Here is a 25,864-nt window from a genome sequence, read left to right as displayed (position 1 = left end):
ATTCCGCGGCTCGCAGCGGTGCACTCCGAAAACGGTCCGGGAGGGGTGCCGGTTCACTTCTGAGGCGGGCGTTGTCGGTCGTATTCTGCGGCGGTGAGCCTCCTTTCGACCGCGGTCGTGACCGTCCTGGGTGCGGCCTGCGCGACCGGGACGGTGTGGTGGGCGCGGCGTGCGGAGCGGTCGGTTGTCGCGCCGCCGGAGCCGCCGGGCGGTTCGGCTGCGTCGGGGGCTGAGGCGGGGGGTGCGTCCGGGGGCGCGGAGCCGTGGTGGGAGCGCGAGCCGTGGTGGGCCACGCTCACCGAGGACGAACGTCGCTGGGTGGTGCAGAATCTCGCGGCTGCGGGACCGGACGAGCCGGTGGTGGACTTCCGTTAACCTCCGCGCCTATCGGTGCTGATGTGACAGGAGGAACCGGTGGCGCAAGCGACAACGGACGACGAGGTCGATTCAGGACTGAACGGAAGCGAGGTTCCCGCCGCCGCGGTGGCCCAGCCCCCACCCGACACACCCGCCGCCGCATCCCCGGAGCCCGCCGCGTCCCCAGGGCTCGCCGCGTCCCCGGAGCCCGCCGTTCCTGCGGCCCCTGCGGCGCCTGTGGCGTCCGTTGCGCCCGCGGGGGCGCCCGCGGAGCCGGTCGCGCTCACCGCGCCTGCTGGCGCGCCCGCGGAGCCGGTCGCGCTCACCGCGCCTGCTGGCGCGCCCGCGGAGCCGGTCGCGCTCACCGCGCCTGCTGGCGCGCCCGCAGTGCCCGCAGTGCCCGCCGCGCTCGCCGTGCCTGCGGCGTCCGCTGCGCACGCAGAGCCGGCCGCGGTCGCCGCGCTCGCCGTGCCTGCGGCGTCCGCTGCGCCCGCGGAGTCGGCGGCGGTCGCCGCGCCGGAGGCCGCGCCTGCCGAGCCGGTTGCGGCGGTCGCGGGGCCGCACGTATCGGCATCGACTGCCGCGTGCGCAGTGCCCGCAACATCCGCGGGGCCGGCTGCGCCCGCACCGGTGGCAGCGCCTGCCGAGTCGGTTGCGCCGGTCGCGGCCGTGGGATCCGTGGCGCCGGCTGCGGCTGCAGCGCCCGCTGCGGGTGGTGCTCGGCCGGGGACGTTGATCATCGAGCGGATCCTCCGTGACCGGGAAGGGGTCTGGCGGGAGATCCTCGCCGAGCAGCAGCTCAACGCCATGCTCCGCCGCATGCTGATCAGCTCGGTCGTCTCGCTGGCCGTGTACGGGCTGGTGCTCGGCGCCTCCGCCGGGCCGCTGCAGGCGCTCTCTTCGGCGGTCAAGCTGCCGCTGCTGTTCCTGCTGACGCTCGGGATCTGCCTCCCGACCCTCTACCTGTTCAACCTCGTGTTCGGCGCGCGGCTCTCGATCCGGCAGGCGCTCGCGCTGGTGCTGGTTTCGATCACGGTCACCGGCGCCCTGACCCTCGCGTTCGCGCCGATCAGCCTGTTCTTCCTGGTCACCGCGAACGACTACGCGTTCTTCAAGCTGCTCAACGTGCTGATTTTGATGCTCACCGGGTTCGTCGGGCTGAGCGTGATGGTCGACGGGATGCGCGGCCTGAACCGGCTGTCCGGCCACGAGCCGCAGGAACGTCCGCGTCCGCTGGCGCCGTACGGCTGGCCCCCGCCGATGCCGGCCCCCGGCCACCCTGGTGCGTCCGGCCACCCTGGCCACCCCGGTCACGGGGGCCACAGCGTGCACCCCGCGCAGCCCGCGCTCGAGGCGCAGGCGACCCGCGACCCGCAGGCAGCCCTGAAAACCCCGGTGCCGGGCGCGTTCGACCGGCCGGTCAACACCCGGCTGCTCTACGTCTGGGTGCTGCTCTTCGGGTTCGTCGGCACTCAGCTCGCCTGGACGCTCCGCCCGTTCATCGGTGAGCCCAGCCACCCCTTCCAGCTCTTCCGCGACCTGGAAGGCAGCTTCTACGCGAACGTCCTGGACACCCTCGCGCAGATCTTCTGAGCCCGCCCGCGCCGGGCGGACGAGCACAAACCGAAACGGCCCGCCCGGAATACCGGGCGGGCCGGACGCATCGATGGAGCCGTGCCGGGTGCCCGTCGGCACGAGCCCCATCGACGCGCGTGCCGGCCGTACCTCGGCCGGCTGTCCGGGTTCAGCCGGTCGCCGCCAGGCGGCGCCGGTCGCGCGACATGATCGTGGTCGGCACCTGCACCGGCTGACGCGGCGACGAGAGCTCGAACCGCGGCTTGCTGTAGAGCAGCTCACGGGCGACCGTGACGAACTCGGTCGGAGCGTTGATCGCGACGACGCCGACCAGGTCCCGGCCGCGATAGTGGCAGGTCAGGACGCCGGTCCGGGCGGGCTTGCGGTGCCCGGGCCGCCGGTCGAGCCGCCGCACCTCGGTGTCGTTGCTGATGTCGCCGCAGACCTGGATCCGCAGGCCGAGCTGCTGCGACCAGTACCGCGGCAGCAGGATCGCCGGCTCGGTCGGAGCGTCACCGGCCAGCAGCGAACGCGCCGCCGACTGGCCCTGCTCCAGCGCCGCGATCCACTGACCGCACCGCCCGTTCTTGTCGGCCATCCAGCGGTTGGGCCACTTCGCCAGCGCACCGGCGGCCACGACGCCCGGCACCACGGTGCCCTCCTCGTCGAGCACGCGCAGGGCGTCGTCGCAGACCACACCGTCGGAGATGTCGATGCCGGTACCGGCCAGCCAGGCAGTGTCCGGTTTCTCGCCCGCGGTCATCACGACCATGTCGGCGTGCACCCGGCTGCCGTCGTCGAGCGTCAGCGTCCACTTCTCGCCGATCCGGTCGGCGGCCTTGACCCGGCGGCCGAGCCGCAGGTCGACGCCGTCCTCGGCGTGCTCGTCGGTCATCAGCTTCGAGGCGACGCCGTCCAGGACGCCGTTCATCACGACGTCACGCGGGTGGATCAGCGTGACGTCCTTGCCCATGCCCCGGATGCTGCAGGCCAGCTCGCAGCCGGTGAAACCGCCGCCGACGACCGCGACGCGGTTCGCGTTGCGCAGCCCGCGCCGGATCTCCCAGGCGTCGTTGATGTCGTGGACGATGTGCGGCACCGCGGCACCGGACCACATGCTGTTGAGCATCGGGCGGGCACCGTTCGCGATCACCAGACCGTCGAACCGGAAACCCTCGCCGGTCTGGGCCCAGACGACCCGCTCGTTCATGTCACAGGCGACCGCCGTGCGGCCGAGACGCCAGTCGATCTCCCAGCGCTTGTCGGTGACGCCGATGCGGGCGTCCTTGGGGCGCTGGGCACCGGTGATCAGGCCCTTGGAGCAGGCCGGGCGGTCGTAGGAACCCCCCGGATCGGCGCAGAGCAGCTGGATCTGGCCGCGGAAACCGAGTCGCCGCAGCTCCTCACCGGCCGCGGTGCCGGCGGGGCCACCGCCGACGACCAGGATCCGGTCTGCTGGTCCCAGCGTCGCCAAAGACCGCTGGGGCGCGAGGCGGGTGATGTTCTCCGCTCGCCTCTGCATCAGGCACCTCCTCGTGGGCGAAGCCCGGTGACGTTGTCGTATCGGTTGGGACTGTCCTTGCGACCTTCGGGGCGGTTGGGGACCGACCGCAGCGGCGGCGGGGGCGGCGTCACCGGCTGACCGTGACGGCGCCCGGGGCCACCGGGCGGGAACGGACCCAGCCGTCCGGTAGGCCGAGGCGCGCCCGCAGCACCCGGCCCGCCCACAGCGCTGAGCCCGCCCGAAGCGCCGGCCGGGACGGGAGGCGCGGGCGGCACCGCGGGGCTCGTCGGAATCGGACGCGGTGCGTCGACCGGAGAAACCGGCGCGACCGGCGCCAGGTGCGGGACCACCGTGGTCTCCCTGGTGTCGGCCGTGGGGGCCAGGGAGATGGGCTGGCCGGGACCGGCGGTCGGGCCGACGTTCGCCGGAGCACCGGGCTCCTGGGCGCCGGGCGGGATCGTGAGGTCGAACGGAACGCCGGGGCCGGACATCGAGATCGCCCGCGCCGGGCAGATCTTGATCGCCGAGTAGACCTTGTCGACCTCGTGCGGCTCGACCGTGGTGCGGTAGGCCAGTCGGCCGTTGCCCTTCAGCTGGAACACTTCCGGCGCCTCGTGCTCGCAGAACCCGAACCGGGCGCAGGTGTGCGGGTTGACGTTGACCGTCGTGGTGCTGGCTCGCTTGTCCGCGATGTCCATCGCGGCGGCGCCGACCTGCTTGCCGAACTTGCCGCTGGTCCCGAACCAGAGGGCGATCGTGATCAGCCAGCTGATGACGACCACCACCGTCACCCAGCCCTTGACCTCCGAGCCGGTGAAGATCAGGTGGCCGACGGTCACGGTGTAGGCCATATAGGCGGTCGAGTGGACGATCCGCCAGTTGGCGTGGCCGAGCTTGCGCTGGACCGGCACCGAGAGCGCGATCGCGAGGAACATTTCCAGGCACAGCGTGCCGAGGCCGACGCCGATCGGCTTCGTCGGGTTGATGAACGGAATGATCTGGTCGATCCAGCGGACGTACGTGCCGGGCGCTGCCAGCTGGGCCAGACCGTGCACGATGCCGAGCGCCAAGCCGCCGATCGCGAACGTCATATGAAGGTTCTTCAACGACGTGTGCTTGATCCACGGCAGCGACCATGAGCGTCCGAGCACGATGCCGATCAAAATGCTCAGCCACAGCGCGAGCGTCGAGGCGAAGCCCACTGCTGCCGCGACGACGTGGACCGCTGCCGCAGCTGCGGCGTCGTCAGCGGCGGCCGCCAGAGCGGGTTCCATTCACGTCCTCCTCGTTGTCCCATCCGGATGCTGAGCACCTGAGCGCCGGGTCGCCGTTGCGGAGCAACAACATGTTGCGGTCGTCCCGGACCGACTCCGGCCGACCGGACTGGCGTCCGATCGGCCGGGGCGTCCCGATTCGCTCGGGGTGCGCACCGTCCTATCCGTGTGACGGGTGTGGCGGTGCGCCGGTTCAGAGGTTTTTTCTCAGCAGCGACGACCGGTGTTGATGCACTGCACCATGCGGTTCATCACGTTCTGCGGGATGAGGTTGAAGAAGTCGTTGTGCGAGCTGCTCGGTTCGTGGGTCGACTCGGGGAAGCTGTCGAATCGGAACGTCGGACCGGGCTTCGTGTTGTAGGTCAACGTGATGACGAGCTTCGGCACCACGACCGGGTTGCTCGCCGGGCAGTTGCCCTGCGCGTCCGGGTAGACGATGTGCGTGCGGTGGTTCGCGCTGTCGGTGTTCTGGCCGTCCCAGCAGCTCGGGAACTCGGAGATGCTGGTGAAGCCACGGCCGTTCGGGCAGAGCGTGTACTTGTCGACCGAGATGCGGTTCGTGAAGCCCTGGCAGGTGAACGCCGACCGCTGGTTCGCGCCGCCGTTGACCGGTGCCTTCGCGTCACCGGCGAGAACCCGGATGTTCTGCGGCATCGCGGCGACCTTGCTGCGCGGGTTGCCCTCGAACCGGATCGTGAACCTGGGGATCAGCAGCTGGCCGGTGTTCAGGTCCTCCTCGAGCTCGCCGGGGAACCGGTTCGGAGTGTCGACGGTCGCGTCGCGGAAGACCGGCCAGAAGTACGCCGACTTGTCGCCCTGGTTGCAGGTGGTGCCGCCGGCCGCGAGGCTCTCGTCGGTCGAGTTCGCGTCGGTGGTCGTGTTGCCGGTGTAGTCGTGCACGTGGTGCGCGGCGTTCACGACACCGGGAGCGGCGATGAAGTTGTCGGAGTTGTGGCGGTCCTGGAGCGTGCAGCGAATGCTGTTGAAGCTTCCGCGGGAGCCGTTGCGGGCGAACCGCGGTGCCCGCACGGTCGGGACCTGACGGATGTCGATGTAGTCGGTCTCGTCGATGCCGTTGTCCGGGGCCTCGGTCTCCTCGCCGCCGCCCTCGGCCGGGTCGGTCGCCGAGGGGTCGGTCGCCGACGGGTCGGCGCTGGCCGACTCGTCCGGGTCGCCGCTCGCGGTCGCCGACGGGTCAACGCTGGTCGTCGTCGACGGGTTCGCGCTCTGGCTGCCGTTGTTCCCGTTGTTGTGCCCGTGCCGTCCGGAGGAATTCCGCCAGCCGTCCCGGCCGTCCCGGTCGCCACGGAGACCTGCCGATGCGGTGCCGACACCGAGGGCCACCACCATCGTCGTGAAGACCGCCATGATGATCAGCGATCGACGACGGAACTGGTTGGGGGGCCGCTTGTGCCTCTTCGGTCCAGTCATGCGGGTGTTGTCTCCTCGGTCGGGGCGGGCAGGGATGCTCGGGTGTGCCCACCAGGTCGGTTCACAGGCCCCTCATTGGTCTCGCCCTCACTACGCTCCGCAGGCTCGACCGGTTCAGCGTTATCCGCGCTGTAGACCAGCCGCAGTGCACGGGGAGCTCGGTGGCGACCGCCGTCACCGCTGCTCAGAGGCGTGCGGCGGGCGGAATATTCACGTCCGGAGACCGCGTCCCCGGCCCATTCGGCGTCCGGCGCCGGACTGTCCAGCCACGCAGCGTCGCGCTGGTGGGGGAGCTGCTGGGGAGCGGGGGCGCCGTGCCGGCCGCGGGGCGCGTCGGCCTTGCGGGCCTCGGCGGCGAGCATGCTCGCCGCCCAGGCCCTGGCGTCGACGTGGTCGGATACACCGACCTCGTCGACGCAGGCGTCTTCCGCCCACGATTCGGCAGCGCCCGATTCGGCGCCTCCCAAATCGGCGCCTCCCAAATCGGCGCCCCCTGATTCGGTGGCCCAGGCTTTCTCGGTGAGCGCCCGGTCGCTGCCGGGCCGGTCGGCCCGGGGCGCGTCCGCCACGTACGGCGGCGGCGTCTGTACCCGGGCGACGCCGACCCAGGCGCCGGACGCGCGCGGGATGCGCGAGCGGGTCCGCCACGCGTCGGGGTCTCGGATCTCGTTCAACGGGTTACTCACCTCGCCGCACTCGGCGGATGCTGACCATGCCCACGAGCGCGGCGGCGGCGAGCATCGCAACGATCAGGACGGTCCGGACGCCGGGCATGTTCTCTTCGACACCGCCGGAGCCGGACGAGGACGCCTGCGAGAGGACCGGGGCCGGCAGTTCGTCGAACGTGACCAGGCCGGTGCTCTCCAGCAGCGTCATGTGCCGCATGACGACGGTGTTCGCGATCTGCGCGTACTGCCGGATGATCGGGTTCCGGGTACCGGTGCGGACCTGGGCGATGACGTTGAACACCGCTCCGTGGGCGGCGCGCAGCCGGTCGGCGAACAGCCGGTCGTAGTCGGCCCCGTTCGCCGCCGACAGCTCGGCCATCCAGCCCAGCTGCGCCTCCGACGCCGTGCTCGGAAGGACGACGTCGAGGTCGGCGGCCAGCTTGCGGACCGAGTCGTCGAGCTTGCGGTGGTCGGCGGCGAGCTGCCTGCCGACCGCCTTGACGATCGGGCTCTCCGCCTTCTGCTGCGCCTGCTCACCGGTGGGGATCTCCCACAGACCGGCCTGCCGGACCTTGATCAGCAGCTGCTTGTCCGCTTCGGTGAGCGGGATCGACCGCGCGGTGGTCAGGTCCGGCAGCGGCGGGGACGGCTCCGGGCTCGCGCTCGTGACAACCGGGTCCTCCGGGCTGTCCTTCTGGGTGTCCCGCACCGTGCCGGCCTCGTTGCCCTCGCCGGCTTCACCGGTGTCGGCGTTCTCGCCGCTGTCCGTTCCCTCGCTGGACTCCGCCGCCGGAACGGCCCCGAGGTTGCCGGTGTTCGTCCGCAGTGCGGGGTCGTTCACGCCGAGCTCGCCCGCGATCGCGGGCGAACTGCTACCCGGCCATCCGCCGAACGCGGTGGCTCCGATCGCGATCGCACCCGCGGCGATCAGCGCGAGGAACACGGTGAGTGATTGCCCCGGCAGCGCCTCGGCGACAGTGCTCAGCACCCGCCGCTCACCCGGAGCGTTTGCTTTCCGACCGGTCATCGACCGCTCCCGAACGTCGCGAAGAAAGGATTCCGTCTGACCCGGTGGACGCCACCGCCCCGCTACGGGAGGGGCCGGAGGGAGTTACCGGGACTCGATCAGCGCGACGGAGCGCAGTGCGGGGGAGTTCACCGCCCGGCAATCGTTAAGCCACAGATAAAGATCGGCTCACCCGCGGTTAAAGGCCTGCAGGTGCCGGGGAACTTTCTCCGTCGATTATGAACCGGCTGTGTGCACCGTCCGTGTTCCCGGTCGCGCGGCTCACCGGTCGCCGCTCTAGCCTCCGAAACACGGGAGACCAGATCATGAACGCGAGCATCCGCTCGGTCACGACACGCACCGCCCTGGCGGCCGCAGGCCTTCTCACGGCGTTTGCGTTGACAGCGTGTGGCTCGACGTACGAGGCCGACCCCAAGAACGCCGCCGCCACCGGCGCTCCGGCCACTGCGCAGGCTGCGGCTCCCGCCGCGGATCCCACGCCGGAAGCGGGGGGTTCCGACTCCGGAGCCGCCGACGACTCCGAAGCCGCCGGTGACGCCGGCGCCGCGGACGACGTGGGGAAGAAGCCGACGACGCTGAAGCGCGTCCGCACGGCGAAGATGGGTGACGTCGTCACCGACGAGAAGGGGTGGATCCTCTACCGCTTCGACAACGACACCGCGAAGCCGCCGGCGTCCAACTGCAACGGTGACTGCGCCAAGGTGTGGCCGCCGGTTGTCGCGGACGACCAGGAGATCGAGGGCCTCGACGCCTCCGAGGTCGGCGAGGTGACGCGCGACGACGGCACCAAGCAGGTGACGCTGGCGGGCTGGCCGCTGTACTACTACCTGGGCGACAAGAAGCCCGGTGCCTGGACCGGGCAGAACGTCGGCAAGGTCTGGTTCGCGGTCGCGCCCGACGGCACGAAGAACGTCACCTGCCTTCCGGAGAACCCGCCGGCGCCGCCGAAGCCGCCGGCCGATGACGACGCGAGCCCGAGCGCTGCCGCCGGCGACGGTGGTTACACCTACTGAGTGGGCCACCCCACCACTGTCGGAGTTCGCCCTGGCGGCTCGCACCCGGTGCTGGCGCGAACTCCGGCCCAGCCCACCCGATCGCCCGAGTCGGCTCGCGGTCGGGTGGGCCGCTGGACCGGTGCCGCCACCACCGGCCGTGGTCAGGTGATTGTCCGAAGGGGATAGTGAATGGCGCGGAAGAATATGTGGTCGGCCACCGCAGCGGTGGGCGACGCCGAACTCCGGGGAGTTCCGGAGGGGTACGCGCCTGAGATCGACGGCACGATGGAGCTGCCGAGGGCGCTGCCGCGTCCCTCGTCCAACGTCTACACGGTCGGACGCCTCGGGGGTGCTCACCGGCGCAGCGAACGCGGCGGCAAGGGAGCGAAGAAGCCCAAGGACCGCGACCGCACCGACGAGTGGACGAGCATCTGGCCGGACGATCAGCCGACGGTCCCACGCCCGTCCCCGCTGCTCCACCCCGACGAGCGCCGCCAGCCGGGCGGAGTCCAGCCGGGCGGAGTTCCGTCGGGGTACGACCGCGGCCCCGGCGCCTACGACGCCGACCCGGCCGCCTACGGCACCGGGCCTTCCGCCTACGACGCGCAGGCTTACGACGCGCAGGCTTACGACGCGCAGGCTTACGACGCGCAGGCTTACGACGCGCAGGCTTACGACGCGCAGGCTTACGACGCGCAGGCCTACGACGCCCGCGCCTACGGCACCCAGGCCTACGACACGAGCCCCTACGACGCCGGGCGGCCGACGTCCCCCGGGCGGCCGACGTCCGGCTCGCGGGCAGGCGTGGGCGGGAGCCACGCGGCGGGGGCCGCGGGCAAGCGGCCACGGACCGGCTCCCGGCGCAAAGCGTCCCGCCCGATGCGCTACACCGGATCGCGCCGCAAGTTCTCCACCTGGGCGCCGCTCGCGGGCGGCGTCCTGATGCTCGTGCTGGTGCTCGGCGCCACGATGCTGGCCGAGGCCGACCGGTACACCGGATCGTCCAGCTCGGCGTTGAACAGCGCGTCCGCGAGCCCGCCGACCGGCAGCGCGAGCGCGCCGTCCGGCGCCAAATCCTCCGACCAGCCGAGCCGGAAGGCCGAGGCGCCCGCCGCCGAAGCCGTCGCCGCGGCGATCAACAAGGAGCTCGACCTCCTCGGCTGCGGCCGGGTCGAGGTCGACCAGTCGCTCGTCGCGGCCGCCGGTGACCACGTCGACGACATGCTGTCCCGCGGATACCTCGACACCGCGTCCCCGGACGGTGGCGATACGCTGACCCGCGCCAAGAGCGCCGGCTACCAGGGACAAAAGGTGGTCGAATCGGTCGTCTCGGGCGCGGGCAGCCCGGCCGAGGCGGCGCGGGCAGCGTTCCCGACACCGGGCGGGACCGCGACCGTCCCCGCCACCGTGAAGGTCGTCTCCGGCGGAAATCTCAGCTGCGGCTGGACCGCGGTCGGTGCCGAGGCTCGGATGAACAACCGGAGCGTCGCCTACTGGTCGATCGTCCTGGGTCAATAGACCCGGACACCGCCCGGGTGGACCGAACAGATGAGGAGAAGACCTTCACCCCGGACCCGGATCGCACTACGTTGTGCACCCGGTTCACCGGATTCGTGCCATTGACCGTTAGCGCCCGAGAAAGTTTTCGGTTCGTGCTGAACCGGCTTCTGCAGGCGTGCGTGTGAGAGTTGGGGCTCGTGTGCGACCCGATAAAGGATCACGGTCGGAGGCGTCAGTGCACATAGCTGTTCCCGCTCCCCGGTTACCCGGAGCGGCTGTTCCGCCAGGCCGGACGTCGATAGGTCCCGACGTTCGGCAACGCACTGCGTCCGGACCACGGGACGGCGTGGGGAGCGGTGCCGGCCACGCGCCGCCGCTCAACGGCGTCGTGGGGGCCGACCGGCCGTCGACCCCCCGTCAGCTGCCACCCGCCCAGGGTGAGGAGCTGATCCGGCAGATCTACGTGGAGCACGGCCGTGCGCTGCTGGCGTACGCGACCCGGCTCACCGGCGACGCCGCCGCGGCCGAGGACGTCGTCCAGGAGACGCTCGTCCGGGCGTGGAAACACAGTGAAGCGCTTTCTGACGGATCCCGGTCAGTCCGGGGCTGGTTGCTGACGGTCGCGAGGAACATCGTGACCGACCGGGCACGAGCTCGCCGGGCTCGCCCCACCGAGGTCGCGGAGAACCCCGCGACCCCGCCGATGGAACGGGACCACTCCGACGGGGTGGTCGACACGATGGTGGTGCTCGACGGGCTAGGAGCCTTGTCGACCGAGCACCGACGAGTACTGATCGAGGTTTATTACCGTGGACGGACGACTGCCGAGGCTGCCGAGGTGCTCGGCGTGCCAGCCGGCACCGTCAAGTCACGGACGTACTACGCGCTGCGAGCTCTCAGAGCGGCGCTGGGGGATGTGGTCGGGGTGACACGATGAGCGAAATACGCTGCCGCGAACTCGTCGGCGCATACGCGGTCGGGGCGCTCGAACCGCCCGAGGCGGCGATGCTCGCCGACCACCTGCTGACCTGCACCCGGTGCCGCCACGAGTTGGACGAAGCCGAGCAGACCGCCGCCGCGCTGGCCGCCGTGCCGCCGGAGGCGTTCATCAACGAGCCCGCCGACCCGAACGACGCGCTGATGATGCGGACGCTGCACGCGATCCGTCTCGAAGCCGCAACCACGAGCCAGGCCGCTACTCCGCCGCCGCAGCTGCGGTCCGTGCGGGGGAACGAACGTCCGGCCGCTACCCCGGCACCGGACGCCGGCTTCCCGGGCTGGTCCGGGCGGACGGCACGGTCCCACCGCGCGCGTCCGCGGGCGTCCAGCGCCAGCGCACAGCGTCGTCACCTGGCGTGGGCCGGAGCGGCTGCGGCCGCGGTACTGGTCCTCGGCGGTGGGGTGCTGCTCGGGTCGAACCTGTCCGACTCCGACGACGGCGGGAAAACCCGTACCGCGCCGGTGGCCGAGCGAACCGCGGAAGCGACCGGCGAACCCACGCCGACCCTCGGCGAGGTGACCTACCCCCTCGAGAGCGACGTCACCACCGGTGGCGCCCAGCTGAGTGTCATGGTCACCGAGGTGGACGGCGGCTTCTTGCGCCTGGATCTCGAAGGCACCGACCTGCCGCCGGGCATCGAGGTCGAGGTCACCGCGGCGACCAGCCTGGGTGACCCGGTCGTCGGCGATCGGCGCTTGAAGGTCAACGGGTCCGGAGTCCTCGACGACTCGGTGAACCTGAAGCCGTCGGCCGACGGAGGCCGGTTGGCCGCGGTGTCGATCCGGACGCCTGCCGGCGCAACGCTGGTGACCGCAGTTCAATAACCCGGTTGCCGGGCTGCGGCACTCCTCGGGTTGTGGGGATCGGTGGGCTGTCGCACCCCGGTCGGGCCCCGCACCGTTTCGACGGTGCGGGGCCCGACCCGTTTCCGTCCTGCTCACCGCATTCCCGGTTGAACCGGACGCCGCCGGGAACCGTCTGGAGAGTATGAGCCGACCGCAATCCACGTACCCCCATCAGGCCGGCCGCCGCCCCGGCGGTGCCGCCAGCTCCTACCCGTCAGACCGCTACGAGACGTTCGACTCCGACGACCGGGACCCGCCCGGCCGGTATCCGGGCGGTGGCTCCGGTGGTCCTGGCGCTCCTCGCCGCTCCCGGCGCGGCATCGTGATCGCGACCGTCGCTGCCGCGGTGGTCGGCGGCTCGGTTCTGGGTCTGGCCGGCGCGGAGTGGTACAGCAGCCGGAACTCGGAGCCGGTGGCAGCGCCGGAGCGGTCGCTGCCGGAGATCGCGGAGAAGATCGGCTGCAAGCCGACGGACCTCCACAAGAACAGCGAGTTCCAGCAGGCGGCCTGCGTGACGGGCGGCAAGCGGATGACGATCCTGACGTTCGTCTCGAACCAGAAGATGTACGACTGGATCAAGGAGGCCGAGGGCTACGGCGGTGCCTACCTGGTCGGTACCAAGTGGCTGGTGACCTCGACCAAGGCGGAGACGCTCGACCCGCTGGTCGACGATCTCGGCGGTCAGATCATGCTCGACTCGCACTACTGAGAATCCCGGTCGGACTTCCCGCGTCGCCGTTCCCCGGCGGCGCGGGTTTTTTGTGTTGTCTCAACGAAGCCGGGCGGTGGTGACGAGGAGCTCAAACGGGGCCGGACAGCTGAACGCGCGGGCAACCAGTGCCCGCGTAGCGTCCAGAATGAGGGTTGAGGGTCAGTAGCCGCAGCTGCGGGTCCAACGACGCGCGCTGCGCGCAGCGCGCGCGGGGCGCGAGCCCAGCACGAGCGGACGAGGTCCGGCGGGACGACGAGCGACGACGGGTTCGGTCACGCACGGAGCCGGCTCGACCGCCACCGGGGGTGCCGCTACCGGGGCCGGGCGCCGAGATGGCGGAGCGGCCGACGGGAGCCAGGGTAGGCCGGCGGGGGCGGCCGATTCGGTGGCGCGCGGCCCGCCCGCGGTGCGGCGCGAGGCACCGGCGCCCAGTCCGCCGCGGCGACCGAGCCGACCCGGACGGAGCGCGGCGCGCCCGAGGTTGCCCCGGCCCACCGAGCTGCGGAGCGGCGTCGCGCGCAGCATCGTCGCGCGCCCGAGGACGGTCAGCGGGCCGGTGGCCACGACGACCGCGGTTCCGGCGCCGTGCACGACCCGGCTGCCCGCGTGGATCATCGAGCGGCGGTCGGCGACCGGCGTCCAGCCGTTGCCCACCGGGGCGACGCAGCGCGAGGAAGCCAGCTCACCGCCGGTCAGCGGCTCCTCGTCCACCCGCATTTCGACGACGTCCAGCAGGCGCGCGTCGGCCGGGACCAGGTCGCCCTGGGCGAGTAGCACGATGTCGCCGGGGACCAGGTCGACGGCGGGGACCGACAGCACCCGGTCGGAGCGGAGCACGCGGGCCTGGAACTGCTGACGCCCGGCCTCGACGTCGGTCAGCGTGTGGTCCGGCGCGATCCGGCGGCCGCGCACCGCGTCGACCATGGCCTGAACACCGGTCCACTCGGCCACCGCGGCCCACCAGGGCTGCGTGGCGGCACCGTCGACGGTCTTGTCGGCGTCGGTCTCGACCAGGTTCGGGCCGAGCGCGCCGCGGCGGCGGGCGGCCTCCTCCACGGTCAGCCCGGTCAGCGGGTTGACGTCGAACCGGCGGAGGACCTCTTCGTGCGGATAGGCCCACGGATGGACCGATACCGGTCCGCGGGTCTCGGCGGGGGCCGGGCTCACTGCTGGGCGCATGGCCGTCTCCTGTCCAGGTAATACGAGTTGGGCACCGGGTGGAGCTGTCAGCGCTCTCGGACCGTCGGACGAGCCCTGCGGCGGCTGACCTTAAGTTCGGCTTGTGTGTTCCTGTTGCAATGACGGCTCGCCGCGGAGGATGGTTCAACGCCCGACGAACGAGGTTGACGATGTTTTGGGAGGGGCTCTTGTGACGGATGTGCCAGGAGTGCCCCCCGGATGGCCATCCCTGGCGCGACCGGGCACGATAGGCCTGCGATGACGCTCACTGATCTGCTCCCGGCCACCGCCGACCCCGACGCCGTATTCGATGCCTTCTCCACGTGGGCGGACAAACAGGGCCTGACCCTGTATCCGCATCAGGAGGAGGCGCTGATCGAGATCGTCTCCGGCGCGAACGTCATCCTGTCGACGCCGACCGGCTCCGGGAAGAGCATGGTCGCCACCGGCGCCCACTTCGCGGCGCTGGCCACCGGCAAGCGCACGTACTACACCGCACCGATCAAGGCGCTGGTCTCGGAGAAGTTCTTCGCGCTGTGCGACGTCTTCAGCCCCGAGCAGGTCGGCATGCTCACCGGCGACGCCGCGGTCAACGCGGACGCGCCGATCATCTGCTGCACGGCCGAGATCCTGGCGAACATCGCCCTGCGCGACGGTGACCGGGCCGACGTCGGCCAGGTCGTGATGGACGAGTTCCACTTCTACGCGGAGCCCGACCGCGGCTGGGCCTGGCAGGTGCCGCTGATCGAGCTGCCGCAGGCCCAGTTCCTGCTGATGTCCGCGACGCTCGGCGACGTCACGCGGTTCGTCGACGACCTGACTCGGCGGACCGGACGCACGACCGCGGTGGTCAGCTCCGCCGAGCGGCCGGTGCCGCTGTTCTACGAGTACGTGACGACGCCGCTGCACGAGACCCTGACAGAGCTGTTGGAGACCCGGCAGGCGCCGATCTACGTCGTGCACTTCACCCAGGCGGCGGCGCTGGAGCGGGCGCAGGCGCTGATGAGCATCAATGTCTGCACCAAGGCGGAGAAGGAGGCGATCGCCGGTGCGATCGGCAACTTCCGGTTCAGCACCGGCTTCGGCAAGACGCTGTCCCGGCTGGTGCGGCACGGGATCGGCGTCCACCACGCCGGGATGCTGCCGAAGTACCGGCGGCTGGTGGAGACGCTCGCGCAGGCCGGGCTGCTGAAGGTGATCTGCGGGACGGACACGCTCGGCGTCGGGATCAACGTGCCGATCCGGACCGTCGTCTTCACCGGTCTGTCGAAGTACGACGGGGTCAAGGTCCGGCTGCTCAAGGCCAGGGAGTTCCACCAGATCGCCGGCCGGGCCGGGCGCGCCGGGTACGACACGGTCGGCACGGTCATCGTGCAGGCACCGGAGCACGTGGTCGAGAACGAGCGTGCGCTGGCGAAGGCGGGCGACGACCCGAAAAAACGCCGCAAGGTCGTGAAGAAGAAGCCGCCGGAGGGCTCGATCGGGTGGGGCCGCCCGACCTACGAGCGGCTCATCGTCGCCGAGCCGGAGCCGCTGACGTCGTCGTTCCAGGTCTCGCACGCGATGCTGCTGAACGTCATCGGGCGGCCGGGCGACGCGTTCGCGGCGATGCGGCACCTGCTGACCGACAACCACGAGGACCGCGCCGCGCAGCGCAAGCACATCCGGCGCGCGATCGCGATCTACCGCGCGCTGCTGGCCGGTGGGGTGGTGGAGAAGCTCTCCACGCCGGACGATTCCGGGCGGACCGTGCGGTTGACGGTGGACCTGCAGCTCGACTTCGCGCTCAACCAGCCGCTGTCGCCGCTGGCGCTGGCCGCGATCGAGTTGCTCGACCGGGAGTCGCCGAGCTACGCGCTGGACGTGCTGTCGGTGATCGAGTCCACGCTCGACGACCCGCGTCAGGTCCTCTCCGCCCAGCAGTTCAAGGCGCGGGGCGAGGCGGTCGCGCAGATGAAGGCCGACGGGCTCGAGTACGACGCCCGGATGGACGCGCTCGAGGAGGTCACGTACCCCAAGCCGCTTCTCGAGCTGCTAGACGCGGCGTACCAGACCTACCGGCGTGGGCATCCGTGGGTGGCCGACCACGAGCTGTCGCCGAAGTCGGTCGTGCGCGACATGTACGAGCGGGCGATGACGTTCACCGAATACGTGTCGTTCTACTCGCTGGCGCGGTCGGAGGGGTTGGTGCTGCGGTACCTGGCCGACGCCTACCGGGCGATGCGGCAGACCGTGCCGGAGGAAGCCCGCACCGAGGACCTGTCCGACCTGATCGAGTGGCTCGGGGAGCTGGTCCGCCAGGTCGACTCCAGCCTGATCGACGAGTGGGAGCGGCTGACCAACCCGTCCGAGATCGTCGACGTCGCTCCGATCGACGAGCGGCCGCCCGCGGTCACCCGCAACACGCGGGCGTTCCGGGTGCTGGTGCGCAACGCGCTGTTCCGCCGGGTCGAGCTGGCCGCGCTGCGGAACTACTGGGAGCTCGGTGAGCTGGACGGTGCTTCCGGGTGGGACGCCGAAGCCTGGGAATCCGCGCTGACGCCGTACTTCGAGGAGTACTCGTCGCTGGGGACCGGGCCGGACGCCCGGGGGCCCGCGTTCCTGCACATCGAGGTCGAGCCCGGTTACTGGTCGGTGCGGCAGACGTTCGAGGACCCGGCGGGTGACCGCGACTGGGGCATCTCGGCGACCGTCGACTTGGAGGCCTCCGACGAGGCGGGCGTGGCCGTTGTCGAGATCACGGCCGTGGGCCCGCTGACCGGCTGAGCGTCGGCAGCAGCACGGCGAACGTCCGGCGGTACGCGGTGACGCCGGAGAGCCGGCCGGTGCGCAGGTCGTCAACGGTGAGCGGCACCAGGCGCCCACCTGCCGGGTTGTAAACGAGCAGCTGGTCGGCTTCGTGGGCGACGACCAGCAGGTAGTGGGCGGGGTAGCAGTTGCCGACCAGTAGCGGAACCGGATAGCCGGCGTCGACGGCGGCGACGATTTTGTCGGCACTGCGGGTCCATCGGATGCGGTACCGGTGGCCCGCCTGCTCGGCCAGCCCGCGCCGCACACCCCACGGAGTGGTGCCGAGCGCCTGCGGCCAGAGCCGGTTCGTCCACCGGTGCAGCCGCCGCTGCTCGGCGACGAGGCGCTGGGTGAACGCGTCCGGGCCGCCGTCGGCCAGCTCCTGGGCGTACTGCGGATCGGCCAGCACCCGGGCGAGCATGATCGCGGTGGTGCCGCAGGTGGTGCCGTCGGTCTGCGCGAACGGTCGCCCGGCGACGGTGACCGGCCCGGGTTTGTGCGCGTCGAACCAGGCGTCCATGGGAGCAGTGTCAAATCGCAGACGTGATAGCACCAGCGTTTTGACAGCGCTCGCCGCGGTTGTCCACAGGTGGCGGATGCATCCTCGCGTCGGGGCTTTCGGTGCCCGACGGTAGGGCGGTGGATCTCTCGGGACTGATCGAGCGGCAGTCCGGCTTACTCCTGCGAAGCCAGGCGAACGCGGCGGGCGTGACCGATGACGCTATTCGCTGGCACATAGCGCGCGGCGAGTGGCAACGGGTTCTCAAAGGGCTTTATGCGACGTTCAGCGGGCCGCCCACCGAGGAGCACCGGTTGATCGCGGCGACGCTGTACGGCGGCGAGGGAACGCAGATCACCGGCGCTGCGGCCCTGCGCAGGCACGGTGTCCGCTACGCGCCGGACGATCGCCGCGTCCACATCCTCGTCCCGCTCGAGAGGCGCCGATCCCACCGAGGCTTCGTGATCGTCACGCGAACCGCCCGGCCTGATCAGCATCCGCGGCTGCTCCCGGCGATGGAAATCTGCTCGGTGGCGCGCGCCGGGGCAGATGCGGCACGGGCCGGCTATCCGCTGACGGAAATTCGCGCTTTTCTCGCCGAGATCGTTCAGCGGCGACTCGCGCCCCTGTCCGCGTTCGAGAGGGAGCTTGCCGAGGGCTCGACGGCACACAGCGCGGTGTTGCGTCGAGTGGTGGCCGAGCTGAAGGACGGCGTGCGGTCGGCGCCGGAGGCCGAAATGCGGGACGTGGTCGCGCTGAGCTCGGTGTTGCCGCCGGTGCAGTGGAACCCGCGCCTGATCGCGGCGGACGGCACCGTGCTGCCAACGCCGGACGGCTGGATCCAGGACGTCGGGCTCGCTCTGGAGACCGACTCGAAGGAGTTCCACACTTCTCCGGTTGACTGGCAGCGCACGTTGGAGCGTCACAATCTGCTCGCTCGGTACGGGATCATGACGCTGCATTTCACACCGCGGGAAATCCGGGAGCATCCGGAGAAGGTGCTCGCGACCATCGAGCAGACCTACCGCGAACGGCCGCGTGGCTTCCGGGGCGCGCAGGCGAGCGGTGGCAAATCGTAGACGTGATAGCACCAGCGTTTTGACAGCGGTCAGGTTCCGGGCGGGGAGAGGGCGCCGGAGGGTTCGACCTGGACGGCGGTGCGGCCGAAGTCGGCAGCGGACAGCCGCCGAACCAGCGTCAGCGCCTCATTTCCCGGGTCGCGGGCGGGCAGCCCCCCGTTGACCATCCGGGTGCCGACCAGCGTCCCGCCGACCCAGCTGCCGTCCGCGCGCAGTTCGACGCGCACCACGGCGCCGACGCCGAGCGGACCGGCCGTCGACAGCGTCCGGTATCCGGCGAAGTTTCCCATGCTGTACGCGATCAGGCGCCCACGGTAAAACTCCATCCCGCGCAGCACGTGCGGGCTGTGTCCCACGACCAGGTCGGCTCCGGCGTCCACCACCGCGTGAGCGAACCGGATCGGGTCACCGCGCTCCTCGCCCAGGAAGTTCTCCGGGCCCGGCCGGACGTGTGTCGCGTCCGACCCCTCCGCGCCGATGTGCGTGTTGACGACGACGACGTCGGCATCGGCGGCGGCGCGCCGGACCAGCGCGGCGGCGGCCGGGATGTCGAGGACGCTGTTCGTCCAGCCGTAGGGGGAGAACCCGAGCACCGCGACCCGGATGCCGTTCACCGACGCCCGGGTGATCTGCCCGGCGAACCCGGTGTGGTCGACACGATGCCGGCGCAGCGCCCCGACGGTGTCGTCCAGCCCGGCGTTGCCGTAGTCGCGTGCGTGGTTGTTGGCGACGTTCATCACGGTGAAGCCGGCGTCCGCGATCCACCGGGCGTATCCCGGCGGGACCCGGAACGCGAAACAGCGGTTCGGGGGCTCGCTCGGCCGCTTCTTCTCCTTCGCCGCGGGCGGGGTCGCGCACTTCGCCGAGTACGACCGGTCGGTCAGCGGCGACTCCAGGTTCCCGGACACGACGTCGCCGGTCAGCGCGGGGCGGACGTCGTCGAAGAACGTGCGGCCACCCTGGGGCGGCAGCCGGGGTGTCGAACCGAGGATGATGTCGCCCACCGCGGCGATCCGGACCGTCGGTTCCCGTGGAGCGTCCGGGGCTGCCGGAGCGGCCATCCGCAGGAACGATCCCTCGTCCGGGCCGCCGGGGACGGACGTCACGCCGACGAGCAGGGCGAGCAGGGCGAGCAGCGCGACGGCGGCGCCGGTCGCGATCCACCGGCGCTGTTTCCCGGTCTCCACAGCCGGAACAATAGGGAACGGCGGCCACGCTGCCAGGGAGTTCGGCCCGGTTCCGGCGCGTCCTGGCCGCGCCCTGTCGGTAACCCGTCTCGGAACGGATCCCGGCGGGACCCGGCGCTATACACTCCAGCGGCGGACGACTGGGCAGGAACGCCCGGCTGACGGAACGATCGGGGAAGGGGAGCGCAGCCCACCATGAGCGGCTGGTCGAGCGACCCGGGGCAGACACCGTCCGGCGGCTACCCCAGTGGAGGCGAGCCCGTCAGCGGCGGTGGGGGCGGCCCGACGCTCACCGAGCCCCAGCTGGTCACCGGCCGCTCGATCCGGTTACCGGTCGGCACCGGGCCGGACGTCCGGGTGCTGCTGCGCGAGCGAATCTCCAAGAACACCGGGCAGGCCACGGTGTTCATCGCCGAGTTGCTCGACCCGCTGCCCGAGGCGGGGGAGCCCGGTGACCCGGTCGCGATCCGGGTCGTGCTGGAGCGGCGCGGCCGCCCGGACGTCCTGCAGCGGATGCGCCGCGAGCAGCGGTACGCGACCGCGCTGCGCCACCCGTTCCTGCTCCCGGTGTTCGCGCAGGCCGAGATGCCGGAGTTCCGTCGCGAGTTCGACGGGGTCTGCCTCGCGCTCGTCCAGGTCATGCCGCTGTGCGGGGAAGACCTGGAAGACCAGGTGGTCAAGTCCAACCCGCCGCGGCTGACCGCCGACCAGATCCTGTTCGACCTGGTCGGCATCGCGGACGCGCTGCACCACCTGCACACGCCCACCGGCCAGCGCGGTGTCCTCGTGCACCGGGACGTCAAGCCGGCGAACATCCTGCGGTGGGACCGGCGCAGCGTCCTCGGCGACCTCGGGACGCTCCGCGACCCGCAGACCGGTAACCCGACCGGTGGGGTCGGCACGATCCCGTACATGCCGCCGGACGAGGGCACCAGCCCGACCCCGGCCTGGGACATGTTCAGCTTCGGCGTGGTGCTGGCCGAGCTGCTCACCGCGCGGCGTCCGCACGACGTGGCGGAGAAGACGCCGCTGGCCTACCTGCAAGCGCACCTGCGCCACAGCCTGCGCCCCGACCTGGACGAGTTGCTGGCCGCCGAGGTCGGGCCGGAGCGCGGCCGGGTGGTCGCGAGCCTGGTGCGGCGCTGCACGGATCCCGACCCGCACGGCCGCCCGACCGCAGTCGAGGCGCGGGACGAGCTGTTGCCGCTGCTGGTGGCCGACGAGCAGCTGCGGCTGCACGAGCTGGTCGCGTTCGACACGGTGGCGGCGCTGGACGTGGTGGCGGTGTCGGCGCTCGGCCTCTACGGCGACCAGCACCCGATCACCCGGTCGGCTGCCGAGCGGCTGGCCGCGACGCTGGTCGCGTCGGCGGCCGGGATGATGGAGGAGGGGCGGCCGACCGCGGCCAAGGACTACCTGGAGCGGGCGCGGCGGATCCAGGCGGCGCTCGCCGAGGGCGGGCCGACGCCGGTGGAGGCGACGACCGACGGGCCGACCCGGGTCCAGCACTGGCACCGGACGTCCCCGGCCGTCTTGTCCGCCCCGCCGGTCGTGTCGGCACCACCGCTCCCCGGCGCAACCCCGGTCTCGGGTGCGGCGCCCGTCTCAGGAGCGGCGCCGGTCTCGGGTGCGGCGCCCGTCTCCGGTGCGGCCCCGGTGTCCGGCGCGGCCCCGGTGTCCGGCGCAGCGCCGGTCTCCGGCTCGTATCCCGTCTCCGGTCACCCCGTCTCCGGCCACCCGGTATCGGGTCATCCGGTATCGGGTCACCCCGTTTCCGGTCACCCCGTTTCCGGCCATCCGGTCTCCGGGCATCCGGCGTCGGGGCACCCGATCTCGGGGAGCCCGTACGCGTCGTGGCGAGGCAATGCGTCCGGCGGCCCGGTCTACGGCGCCCCGTACCCGCCCGCGGGCAACGGCCCGGCGCGCCCCGCCGCTCCGCCGGACCCGCCCGCCCGCAAGCGCACGCCGCTGCTCGCCGGCCTTGCCGTGCTGCTGGTGCTCGCGGTGATCGGCGCAGGCGCGTACTGGTTCCGCGGCACCGGCGACGACGGCGAGAACGGCGACACCGCGGGCCCGCGCATCAGCGCGACGCCGCTGGCGATCGGCCCCTCCCCGGCCGTCCAGCACAAGTTCACCGGCCACACCCAGTGGATCAACGCGGTCGCGTTCAGCCCGGACGGGACCCGGATCGCGTCCGGCAGCGGCGACAGCACGGTGCGGCTCTGGGACGCCGAGTTCCGCAGCCAGATCGGCGACCCGCTGAAGGGCCACACCGGCACCGTCTACCGGGTCAAATTCAGCACGAACAACCTGCTGGCTTCGGTCGGCGGCGACGGCGCGGTGCGGCTCTGGAACGCCGACACCGGCACCAAGGTCGGCGTCCTCACCGGGCACGCCGGCGATACGTACGGGCTGGCGTTCTCCCCGGACGGACGGACGATCGTCTCCTCCGGTGGTGACCGCACGGTCCGGCTGTGGGACGTCGCGTCCCAGAAGGAGATCGCACGGCTCACCGGCCACACCGACGAGGTCTACAGCGTCGCGTTCTCGCCGGACGGCAAGACCGTGGTCAGCAGCGGCGCGGACGACACGATCCGGCTCTGGGACGTCGCCTCGAAGAAGCAGATCGGCGATCCGCTGAAGGCGACGGCGGGCGACATCGACTCGGTCGCGTTCAGCCCGGACGGCACGCTGGTGGCGGGCGGCGGCTCGGACAAGGTCGTCCGGCTCTGGGACGTGGAGACGAGGTCGCTGCGGGCCGACGGCCCGTCGGCGCTGCGCGGCCACACCGACAACATCTACAGCCTGGCGTTCAGCCCGGACGGCCGGACGCTGGCCACCGCCAGCATCGACGACACGACCCGCCTGTGGGACGTGGCATCCGGCAAGCAGATCGGGCAGCCGCTGAAGGCTCCTGGGGACGTGGACGCGGTCGCGTTCAGCCCGGACGGCCGGACGCTGGTCGACGGCGGCGACGAGAAGGTCGTCCGCCTCTGGGACCTGGACGCCCGGCCGGTGCCGACGCCCACCAACGACTGACCGGGCGTGCCCGGGTGCTGCCGGGTGCGAGAGTGGACACGTGAACTGGTCGTCGGGCGGCACGTCGTGGCTGGAAGGCCTGTCGGCGTTCGGGGTGCTGATGCTCTTCGTGGCGGGCTGGTTCCGGTCGCGGCGGCGCCGCGACCGGAACGACTGATTGCCGCTCCGAACGGCTCATCGCTGAGCGGAGAGCCCCCATTCGGTGTTCGCCGCGGTGGCCTGCGAGCCCACGAAGCCCTCAGCGGGGTTGAACACGTCCTTGCCGAAGTCGACGTCCAGGTCATCGTCGGTTCCGCCGTGCCCGTCGGGCCCGACTCCCCAGAGCATCACGAAGTTTCCGCCCTGGTCCATGATGTCCGCGGTCTCGTCGTACGCCGCCGTGTGCCAGCTGCCGAAGAAGTGGCCCGCCTCGTGCGAGACCGCGTTCCCGACGGCCTGTCCGACGAACCGGACCCGGTCGCTCTCCGTGGCGAAGTACGCGACCAGCGACGGGTTCGTCGTGATGCGCGCGCCCGCCGGGTTCGACAACTCGTCGAGCAGGATGAGCGCGGACTCCTCGGTGTCGAAGTTGCCCGGGTCGACGGACTGTGAGATGCCGACGGTGGAGAGCCCGGACTCGTCCGCGGTACCGCCGATGACGACCCGGCTGACGTTCGGCTCGCCCCACGGATCCCGGTTGTCCCGGCTGTTCAGCACCCGGATCGCGACCCGGCCACCGAAGTCGTGTTCGAGGTTCTCCCGGACGCTGCGGACGATCGCGTCGATCGCCGCCTTCTCCTGCTCGCTGCGCAGTCCCCAGCGGCCGAGGAACGCACGGAACGGGCTGAGCGTCCGCACCCCGGTGCCGCCCCAGATCCGGGTGTTGACCTGCGCGCCGTCGAAGTCGAGGAAGATCGTCTGGACGGTGCTGGCGCCGCGTGCCTCCGGCCCCGGCCGGTACACCTGCAAGGTCAGGTCGTAGCGTCCGGCGCCGCTGCTGATCGCGATCGTGTGCGGCCCACCGTCGTCGACGACGTGCGCGAGCACCGCGTTGCCCCCACCGGGCAGCGGGGACGTGGGCGGGTAGATCCCGGATTGATCCTGCCGGGACGTGATCCGGAGGTGGTGGCCGGGATCGCGGACCGAGATCTCCCGCGCGGAACCGGAGACCGAGGCGCCGAGCACATCCCCCGGACGCAGGTCGAGGCGGTAGAAGTCGACGTCGTCCGCGTCGAGGCCGAACGTGATCGAGTACGCGCCCTCGGAGCCGACCCCGGGCCCGCTGCCGGAGTTGAACGGGTCCTCCGGCATCTGGGAGTCGTACGCGCCGACCGAGACGTAGTACTCGCCGTCGGCCGGGATGTTCACGGCCAGCATGCTGTCGAGCGTCTCGCCGTCGTCGTCGTTGAGCGCGATCGCGTCACCGGTCTTGTCCCAGAGGACGACGACCGAGTCCAGTTTCGGGATGGTGGCGTCGGCGCTGGCCGGCGTGGTGAGGTCGACGAGCAACCGCTGGCCGGCCTTCGCCGAGTTGATCCGGTAGAAGTCGAAGTCGCCCTTCTTGTCGCCGCCGGAGCCGTGCGGTCCGTCGCCGATCTTCGCGGTCGTCGTGCGCCGGGTCTGCGGGCCGGGCAGCGTGACGAGCGTGGCCTTGCGGATCGACCCGTTGTCCTCCGGCCCGGCGTCGAACTGGATCGGGGCCGGTCCCTCGGCGAGCGTGCCGACGACCCGCGCGGACGGAGCCCGGCCGCCGGACGTCCCGAAGCGGGCGAGTTCTTCCGCGGCGCCGATCCGGTCGTTGCCGCCCAGCGTGCGGACCGGCTCCTGCTCGTCGACGAACACCGGCTCGGTGTTCTGCACCTCGAGCGCCCGCGGATCGGTGGCAGGGGTCTCCTTCAGCGCGGCGGCCCGGCGTTTGCCGTCGGCGGCGAGCTTGGCCCGCCAGTAGGCCCAGTCGGCCTTCTGCGGCGCGGACATCAGACCCAGGTACGGGTTCACGCCGTGGACGCGGTGGGGCGCCTGTGCCTTGGTCACCTGCGCCAGGCCCAGTTCCTGGGCGGCGTGCGGCCCGGTAGGGGAGCGTGGGACCGCGGCAGTCGGCCCGCTGAGGAGCAACAGCCCGGCCAGCGCGCTCGCGGTGCCGAGGGCGGTCAGTATCCGACGATGTGTCATGTCCCGGTTCCCCGTTTCCTGTTCGTAGCGCCGGGTGCGCCCCACTGAGGCACAGTGGCGAACAGAGGGAACATAACGCATTAATCAGGCATAAAGACTCTTTACCCTCCCTGGTCACGGCCGTCCGCCCCGGGGAGCATCCTTGGCGGCCCGACGGATGTGACCTGTCCCACTCGGATGACAGACTGCTGGGATGACCCGATCCTCTGTCCTGTGGAGACGCCGATGAATGAGGCAACGGCGCCCGATCGTCCCTTCGCGGCCGGGATGTACGACTACTTACTCGGTGGGACGGCGAACACCGCCGTCGATCGGGCGACCGTCGAGCAGATGCTCACGGTCCTCCCGGAGATGCGGCAGGGAGCCTGGGCGAACCGTGGTTTCCTCCAGCGTGCGGTCGCGCGCATGGCCGGCGAGTGGAACATCAACCAGTTCATCGATCTCGGCGCCGGGTTACCGACCCAGCGCCACACCCATGAGGTGGTGCGTGAGCTACGCCCGGACGGCCGCGTGGTCTACGTCGACATCGACCCCATGGTGATTGAGCGCGGGAGGACCTTGCTGGCCGACGAGGCCGGCACCGATGTCCTCGAGGCGGACGTCCGGGACGCCGAACGGGTGCTGACGGCTCCGGAAACCCGTGCGCTGATCGACTTCGACCAGCCGGTCGGGCTGCTCATGGTGGCGATCACCCACTTCGTGCTGGACAAGGACGACCCCTGGGGCCTCGTGCGGCGTTACGTCGACGCGGTTCCGCCCGGCTCGTACCTCGCGATCTCCGCGCCGACCGCCGACAAGCAGTCCGCCCGGATCCGGGACGCGATGCTGGCCGGCCTCGCCAAGACACCGACGCCGGCCGTCGAGCGGAGCCTGGAGGAGTTCAGCCGCTTCCTGGACGGCCTGGAGATCGTCCCGCCCTACCCCGGCGCGGAGCCGGCCGTGGCGCACATCGGACAGTGGGGCGCGGAGGACCCGGTTGCGGCGGACGACGACGGATCACGTTGGTGGTACGCGGCTGTTGCGCGCAAGCCGAGTGACGAGCGATAGCCTGA

The 25,864-nt window shown here is 71.5% G+C and carries 21 protein-coding genes; 12 read left to right on the top strand and 9 right to left on the bottom strand.

All coding sequences use genetic code 11. The annotated features are described in order from the left end of the window. Nucleotides 1-93 precede the first annotated feature (93 nt). Nucleotides 94-375 carry a hypothetical protein gene (locus BUB75_RS14335; RefSeq protein ID WP_073257041.1) on the top strand — a complete coding sequence of 94 codons (282 nt, stop codon included), beginning with the start codon at nt 94-96 and terminating at the stop codon, nt 373-375. A gap of 39 nt (nt 376-414) precedes the next feature. Beyond that, nucleotides 415-1,950 carry a hypothetical protein gene (locus tag BUB75_RS47120; RefSeq protein ID WP_218617511.1) on the top strand — a complete coding sequence of 512 codons (1,536 nt, stop codon included), beginning with the start codon at nt 415-417 and terminating at the stop codon, nt 1,948-1,950. A gap of 151 nt (nt 1,951-2,101) precedes the next feature. On the opposite strand, the gene BUB75_RS14325 is transcribed toward BUB75_RS47120, so the two are convergent. From BUB75_RS14325 to BUB75_RS44220, 5 genes are all read right to left on the bottom strand, one after another. Continuing rightward, a complete protein-coding gene (locus BUB75_RS14325; RefSeq protein WP_073257036.1) occupies nt 2,102-3,454 on the bottom strand; it encodes an NAD(P)/FAD-dependent oxidoreductase in 1,353 nt (450 codons plus the stop codon). Continuing rightward, nucleotides 3,454-4,710: a 4Fe-4S domain-containing protein gene (locus tag BUB75_RS14320; protein WP_073257033.1), complete on the bottom strand. Its 1,257-nt coding sequence runs from the start codon at nt 4,708-4,710 to the stop codon at nt 3,454-3,456. Before BUB75_RS14320 ends, BUB75_RS14325 begins: the two co-directional genes overlap by 1 nt. A gap of 207 nt (nt 4,711-4,917) precedes the next feature. Continuing rightward, nucleotides 4,918-6,141 carry a DUF1996 domain-containing protein gene (locus tag BUB75_RS14315; RefSeq protein WP_084741068.1) on the bottom strand — a complete coding sequence of 408 codons (1,224 nt, stop codon included), beginning with the start codon at nt 6,139-6,141 and terminating at the stop codon, nt 4,918-4,920. Further along, nucleotides 6,138-6,815 carry a hypothetical protein gene (locus BUB75_RS45120; RefSeq protein WP_143175192.1) on the bottom strand — a complete coding sequence of 226 codons (678 nt, stop codon included), beginning with the start codon at nt 6,813-6,815 and terminating at the stop codon, nt 6,138-6,140. Before BUB75_RS45120 ends, BUB75_RS14315 begins: the two co-directional genes overlap by 4 nt. Before the next feature lie 4 nt (nt 6,816-6,819). After that, complete coding sequence (locus tag BUB75_RS44220; RefSeq protein ID WP_084741065.1) at nt 6,820-7,836, bottom strand: DUF4142 domain-containing protein; 1,017 nt, start codon at nt 7,834-7,836, stop codon at nt 6,820-6,822. 305 nt (nt 7,837-8,141) lie between these two features. Here BUB75_RS44220 and BUB75_RS14300 point away from each other — a divergent pair, with 305 nt between their 5' ends. From BUB75_RS14300 to BUB75_RS14280, 5 genes are all read left to right on the top strand, one after another. Further along, entirely contained in the window at nt 8,142-8,849 is a 708-nt protein-coding gene (locus tag BUB75_RS14300) for a hypothetical protein (protein ID WP_073257301.1), read from the top strand. 171 nt (nt 8,850-9,020) lie between these two features. Beyond that, nucleotides 9,021-10,349: a CAP domain-containing protein gene (locus tag BUB75_RS14295; protein WP_143175191.1), complete on the top strand. Its 1,329-nt coding sequence runs from the start codon at nt 9,021-9,023 to the stop codon at nt 10,347-10,349. Nucleotides 10,350-10,752: 403 nt separating this feature from the next. Next, nucleotides 10,753-11,268 carry a sigma-70 family RNA polymerase sigma factor gene (locus BUB75_RS14290; RefSeq protein ID WP_073257298.1) on the top strand — a complete coding sequence of 172 codons (516 nt, stop codon included), beginning with the start codon at nt 10,753-10,755 and terminating at the stop codon, nt 11,266-11,268. Then, nucleotides 11,265-12,155, top strand: a complete 891-nt coding sequence (locus tag BUB75_RS45115) for a zf-HC2 domain-containing protein (protein ID WP_073257019.1) — start codon at nt 11,265-11,267, stop codon at nt 12,153-12,155. Before BUB75_RS14290 ends, BUB75_RS45115 begins: the two co-directional genes overlap by 4 nt. A gap of 163 nt (nt 12,156-12,318) precedes the next feature. Then, complete coding sequence (locus BUB75_RS14280; protein WP_073257016.1) at nt 12,319-12,885, top strand: hypothetical protein; 567 nt, start codon at nt 12,319-12,321, stop codon at nt 12,883-12,885. A 162-nt stretch (nt 12,886-13,047) separates the two neighbouring features. Here the strand turns inward: BUB75_RS14280 and BUB75_RS14275 are convergent, their stop codons facing one another. Further along, nucleotides 13,048-14,067, bottom strand: a complete 1,020-nt coding sequence (locus tag BUB75_RS14275; RefSeq protein WP_084741056.1) for a P-type ATPase actuator domain-containing protein — start codon at nt 14,065-14,067, stop codon at nt 13,048-13,050. Between the two features lie 258 nt (nt 14,068-14,325). Between BUB75_RS14275 and BUB75_RS14270 the strand changes: the two genes are divergently transcribed. Continuing rightward, on the top strand, nt 14,326-16,833 hold the full coding sequence (locus BUB75_RS14270; RefSeq protein WP_073257008.1) for a DEAD/DEAH box helicase: 2,508 nt from the start codon (nt 14,326-14,328) through the stop codon (nt 16,831-16,833). Here the strand turns inward: BUB75_RS14270 and BUB75_RS14265 are convergent. Further along, entirely contained in the window at nt 16,805-17,377 is a 573-nt protein-coding gene (locus BUB75_RS14265) for a hypothetical protein (protein WP_084741054.1), read from the bottom strand. The two genes, BUB75_RS14270 and BUB75_RS14265, sit on opposite strands and share 29 nt — an antisense overlap. A 119-nt stretch (nt 17,378-17,496) precedes the next feature. On the opposite strand from BUB75_RS14265, the gene BUB75_RS14260 reads away from it, so the two are divergent. Beyond that, on the top strand, nt 17,497-18,435 hold the full coding sequence (locus BUB75_RS14260; protein ID WP_084741051.1) for a type IV toxin-antitoxin system AbiEi family antitoxin domain-containing protein: 939 nt from the start codon (nt 17,497-17,499) through the stop codon (nt 18,433-18,435). Between the two features lie 29 nt (nt 18,436-18,464). Here BUB75_RS14260 and BUB75_RS14255 read toward each other — a convergent pair whose 3' ends face one another. Next, on the bottom strand, nt 18,465-19,622 hold the full coding sequence (locus BUB75_RS14255; RefSeq protein ID WP_218617510.1) for a CapA family protein: 1,158 nt from the start codon (nt 19,620-19,622) through the stop codon (nt 18,465-18,467). A 195-nt stretch (nt 19,623-19,817) separates the two neighbouring features. Here BUB75_RS14255 and BUB75_RS14250 point away from each other — a divergent pair, with 195 nt between their 5' ends. Together BUB75_RS14250 and BUB75_RS45110 are read left to right on the top strand one after the other, a co-directional pair. Continuing rightward, the gene (locus tag BUB75_RS14250) at nt 19,818-22,661 is read left to right on the top strand and encodes a WD40 repeat domain-containing serine/threonine protein kinase (RefSeq protein WP_073257002.1); all 2,844 of its coding nucleotides are present in this window, start codon (nt 19,818-19,820) and stop codon (nt 22,659-22,661) included. Between the two features lie 40 nt (nt 22,662-22,701). Continuing rightward, nucleotides 22,702-22,818, top strand: coding sequence for an LPXTG cell wall anchor domain-containing protein (locus tag BUB75_RS45110; RefSeq protein ID WP_143175190.1), 117 nt, complete (start codon nt 22,702-22,704; stop codon nt 22,816-22,818). A 17-nt stretch (nt 22,819-22,835) separates the two neighbouring features. Here the strand turns inward: BUB75_RS45110 and BUB75_RS14245 are convergent, their stop codons facing one another. After that, on the bottom strand, nt 22,836-24,812 hold the full coding sequence (locus tag BUB75_RS14245) for a hypothetical protein (RefSeq protein ID WP_073256999.1): 1,977 nt from the start codon (nt 24,810-24,812) through the stop codon (nt 22,836-22,838). A gap of 225 nt (nt 24,813-25,037) precedes the next feature. Here BUB75_RS14245 and BUB75_RS14240 point away from each other — a divergent pair, with 225 nt between their 5' ends. Next, complete coding sequence (locus BUB75_RS14240) at nt 25,038-25,859, top strand: SAM-dependent methyltransferase (protein ID WP_073257292.1); 822 nt, start codon at nt 25,038-25,040, stop codon at nt 25,857-25,859. The last annotated feature ends 5 nt before the right edge of the window (nt 25,860-25,864 follow it).

The organism is Cryptosporangium aurantiacum (assembly GCF_900143005.1).
GTDB lineage: Bacteria > Actinomycetota > Actinomycetes > Mycobacteriales > Cryptosporangiaceae > Cryptosporangium > Cryptosporangium aurantiacum.
The sequence above is the reverse complement of the archived record's forward strand: the minus strand, read 5'-3'. Positions and strand labels throughout refer to the sequence as shown.

Coding starts and splice junctions, on each gene's coding strand:
- BUB75_RS14265 (WP_084741054.1), bottom strand. CDS start 17,377: ATGGACGCCTGGTTCGACGCGCACAAACCCGGGCCGGTCACCGTCGCC.
- BUB75_RS14240 (WP_073257292.1), top strand. CDS start 25,038: ATGAATGAGGCAACGGCGCCCGATCGTCCCTTCGCGGCCGGGATGTAC.
- BUB75_RS14280 (WP_073257016.1), top strand. CDS start 12,319: ATGAGCCGACCGCAATCCACGTACCCCCATCAGGCCGGCCGCCGCCCC.
- BUB75_RS14325 (WP_073257036.1), bottom strand. CDS start 3,454: ATGCAGAGGCGAGCGGAGAACATCACCCGCCTCGCGCCCCAGCGGTCT.
- BUB75_RS14300 (WP_073257301.1), top strand. CDS start 8,142: ATGAACGCGAGCATCCGCTCGGTCACGACACGCACCGCCCTGGCGGCC.
- BUB75_RS14270 (WP_073257008.1), top strand. CDS start 14,326: ATGACGCTCACTGATCTGCTCCCGGCCACCGCCGACCCCGACGCCGTA.
- BUB75_RS14295 (WP_143175191.1), top strand. CDS start 9,021: ATGGCGCGGAAGAATATGTGGTCGGCCACCGCAGCGGTGGGCGACGCC.
- BUB75_RS14250 (WP_073257002.1), top strand. CDS start 19,818: ATGAGCGGCTGGTCGAGCGACCCGGGGCAGACACCGTCCGGCGGCTAC.
- BUB75_RS44220 (WP_084741065.1), bottom strand. CDS start 7,836: ATGACCGGTCGGAAAGCAAACGCTCCGGGTGAGCGGCGGGTGCTGAGC.
- BUB75_RS14275 (WP_084741056.1), bottom strand. CDS start 14,067: ATGCGCCCAGCAGTGAGCCCGGCCCCCGCCGAGACCCGCGGACCGGTA.
- BUB75_RS14315 (WP_084741068.1), bottom strand. CDS start 6,141: ATGACTGGACCGAAGAGGCACAAGCGGCCCCCCAACCAGTTCCGTCGT.
- BUB75_RS14245 (WP_073256999.1), bottom strand. CDS start 24,812: ATGACACATCGTCGGATACTGACCGCCCTCGGCACCGCGAGCGCGCTG.
- BUB75_RS45115 (WP_073257019.1), top strand. CDS start 11,265: ATGAGCGAAATACGCTGCCGCGAACTCGTCGGCGCATACGCGGTCGGG.
- BUB75_RS14320 (WP_073257033.1), bottom strand. CDS start 4,710: ATGGAACCCGCTCTGGCGGCCGCCGCTGACGACGCCGCAGCTGCGGCA.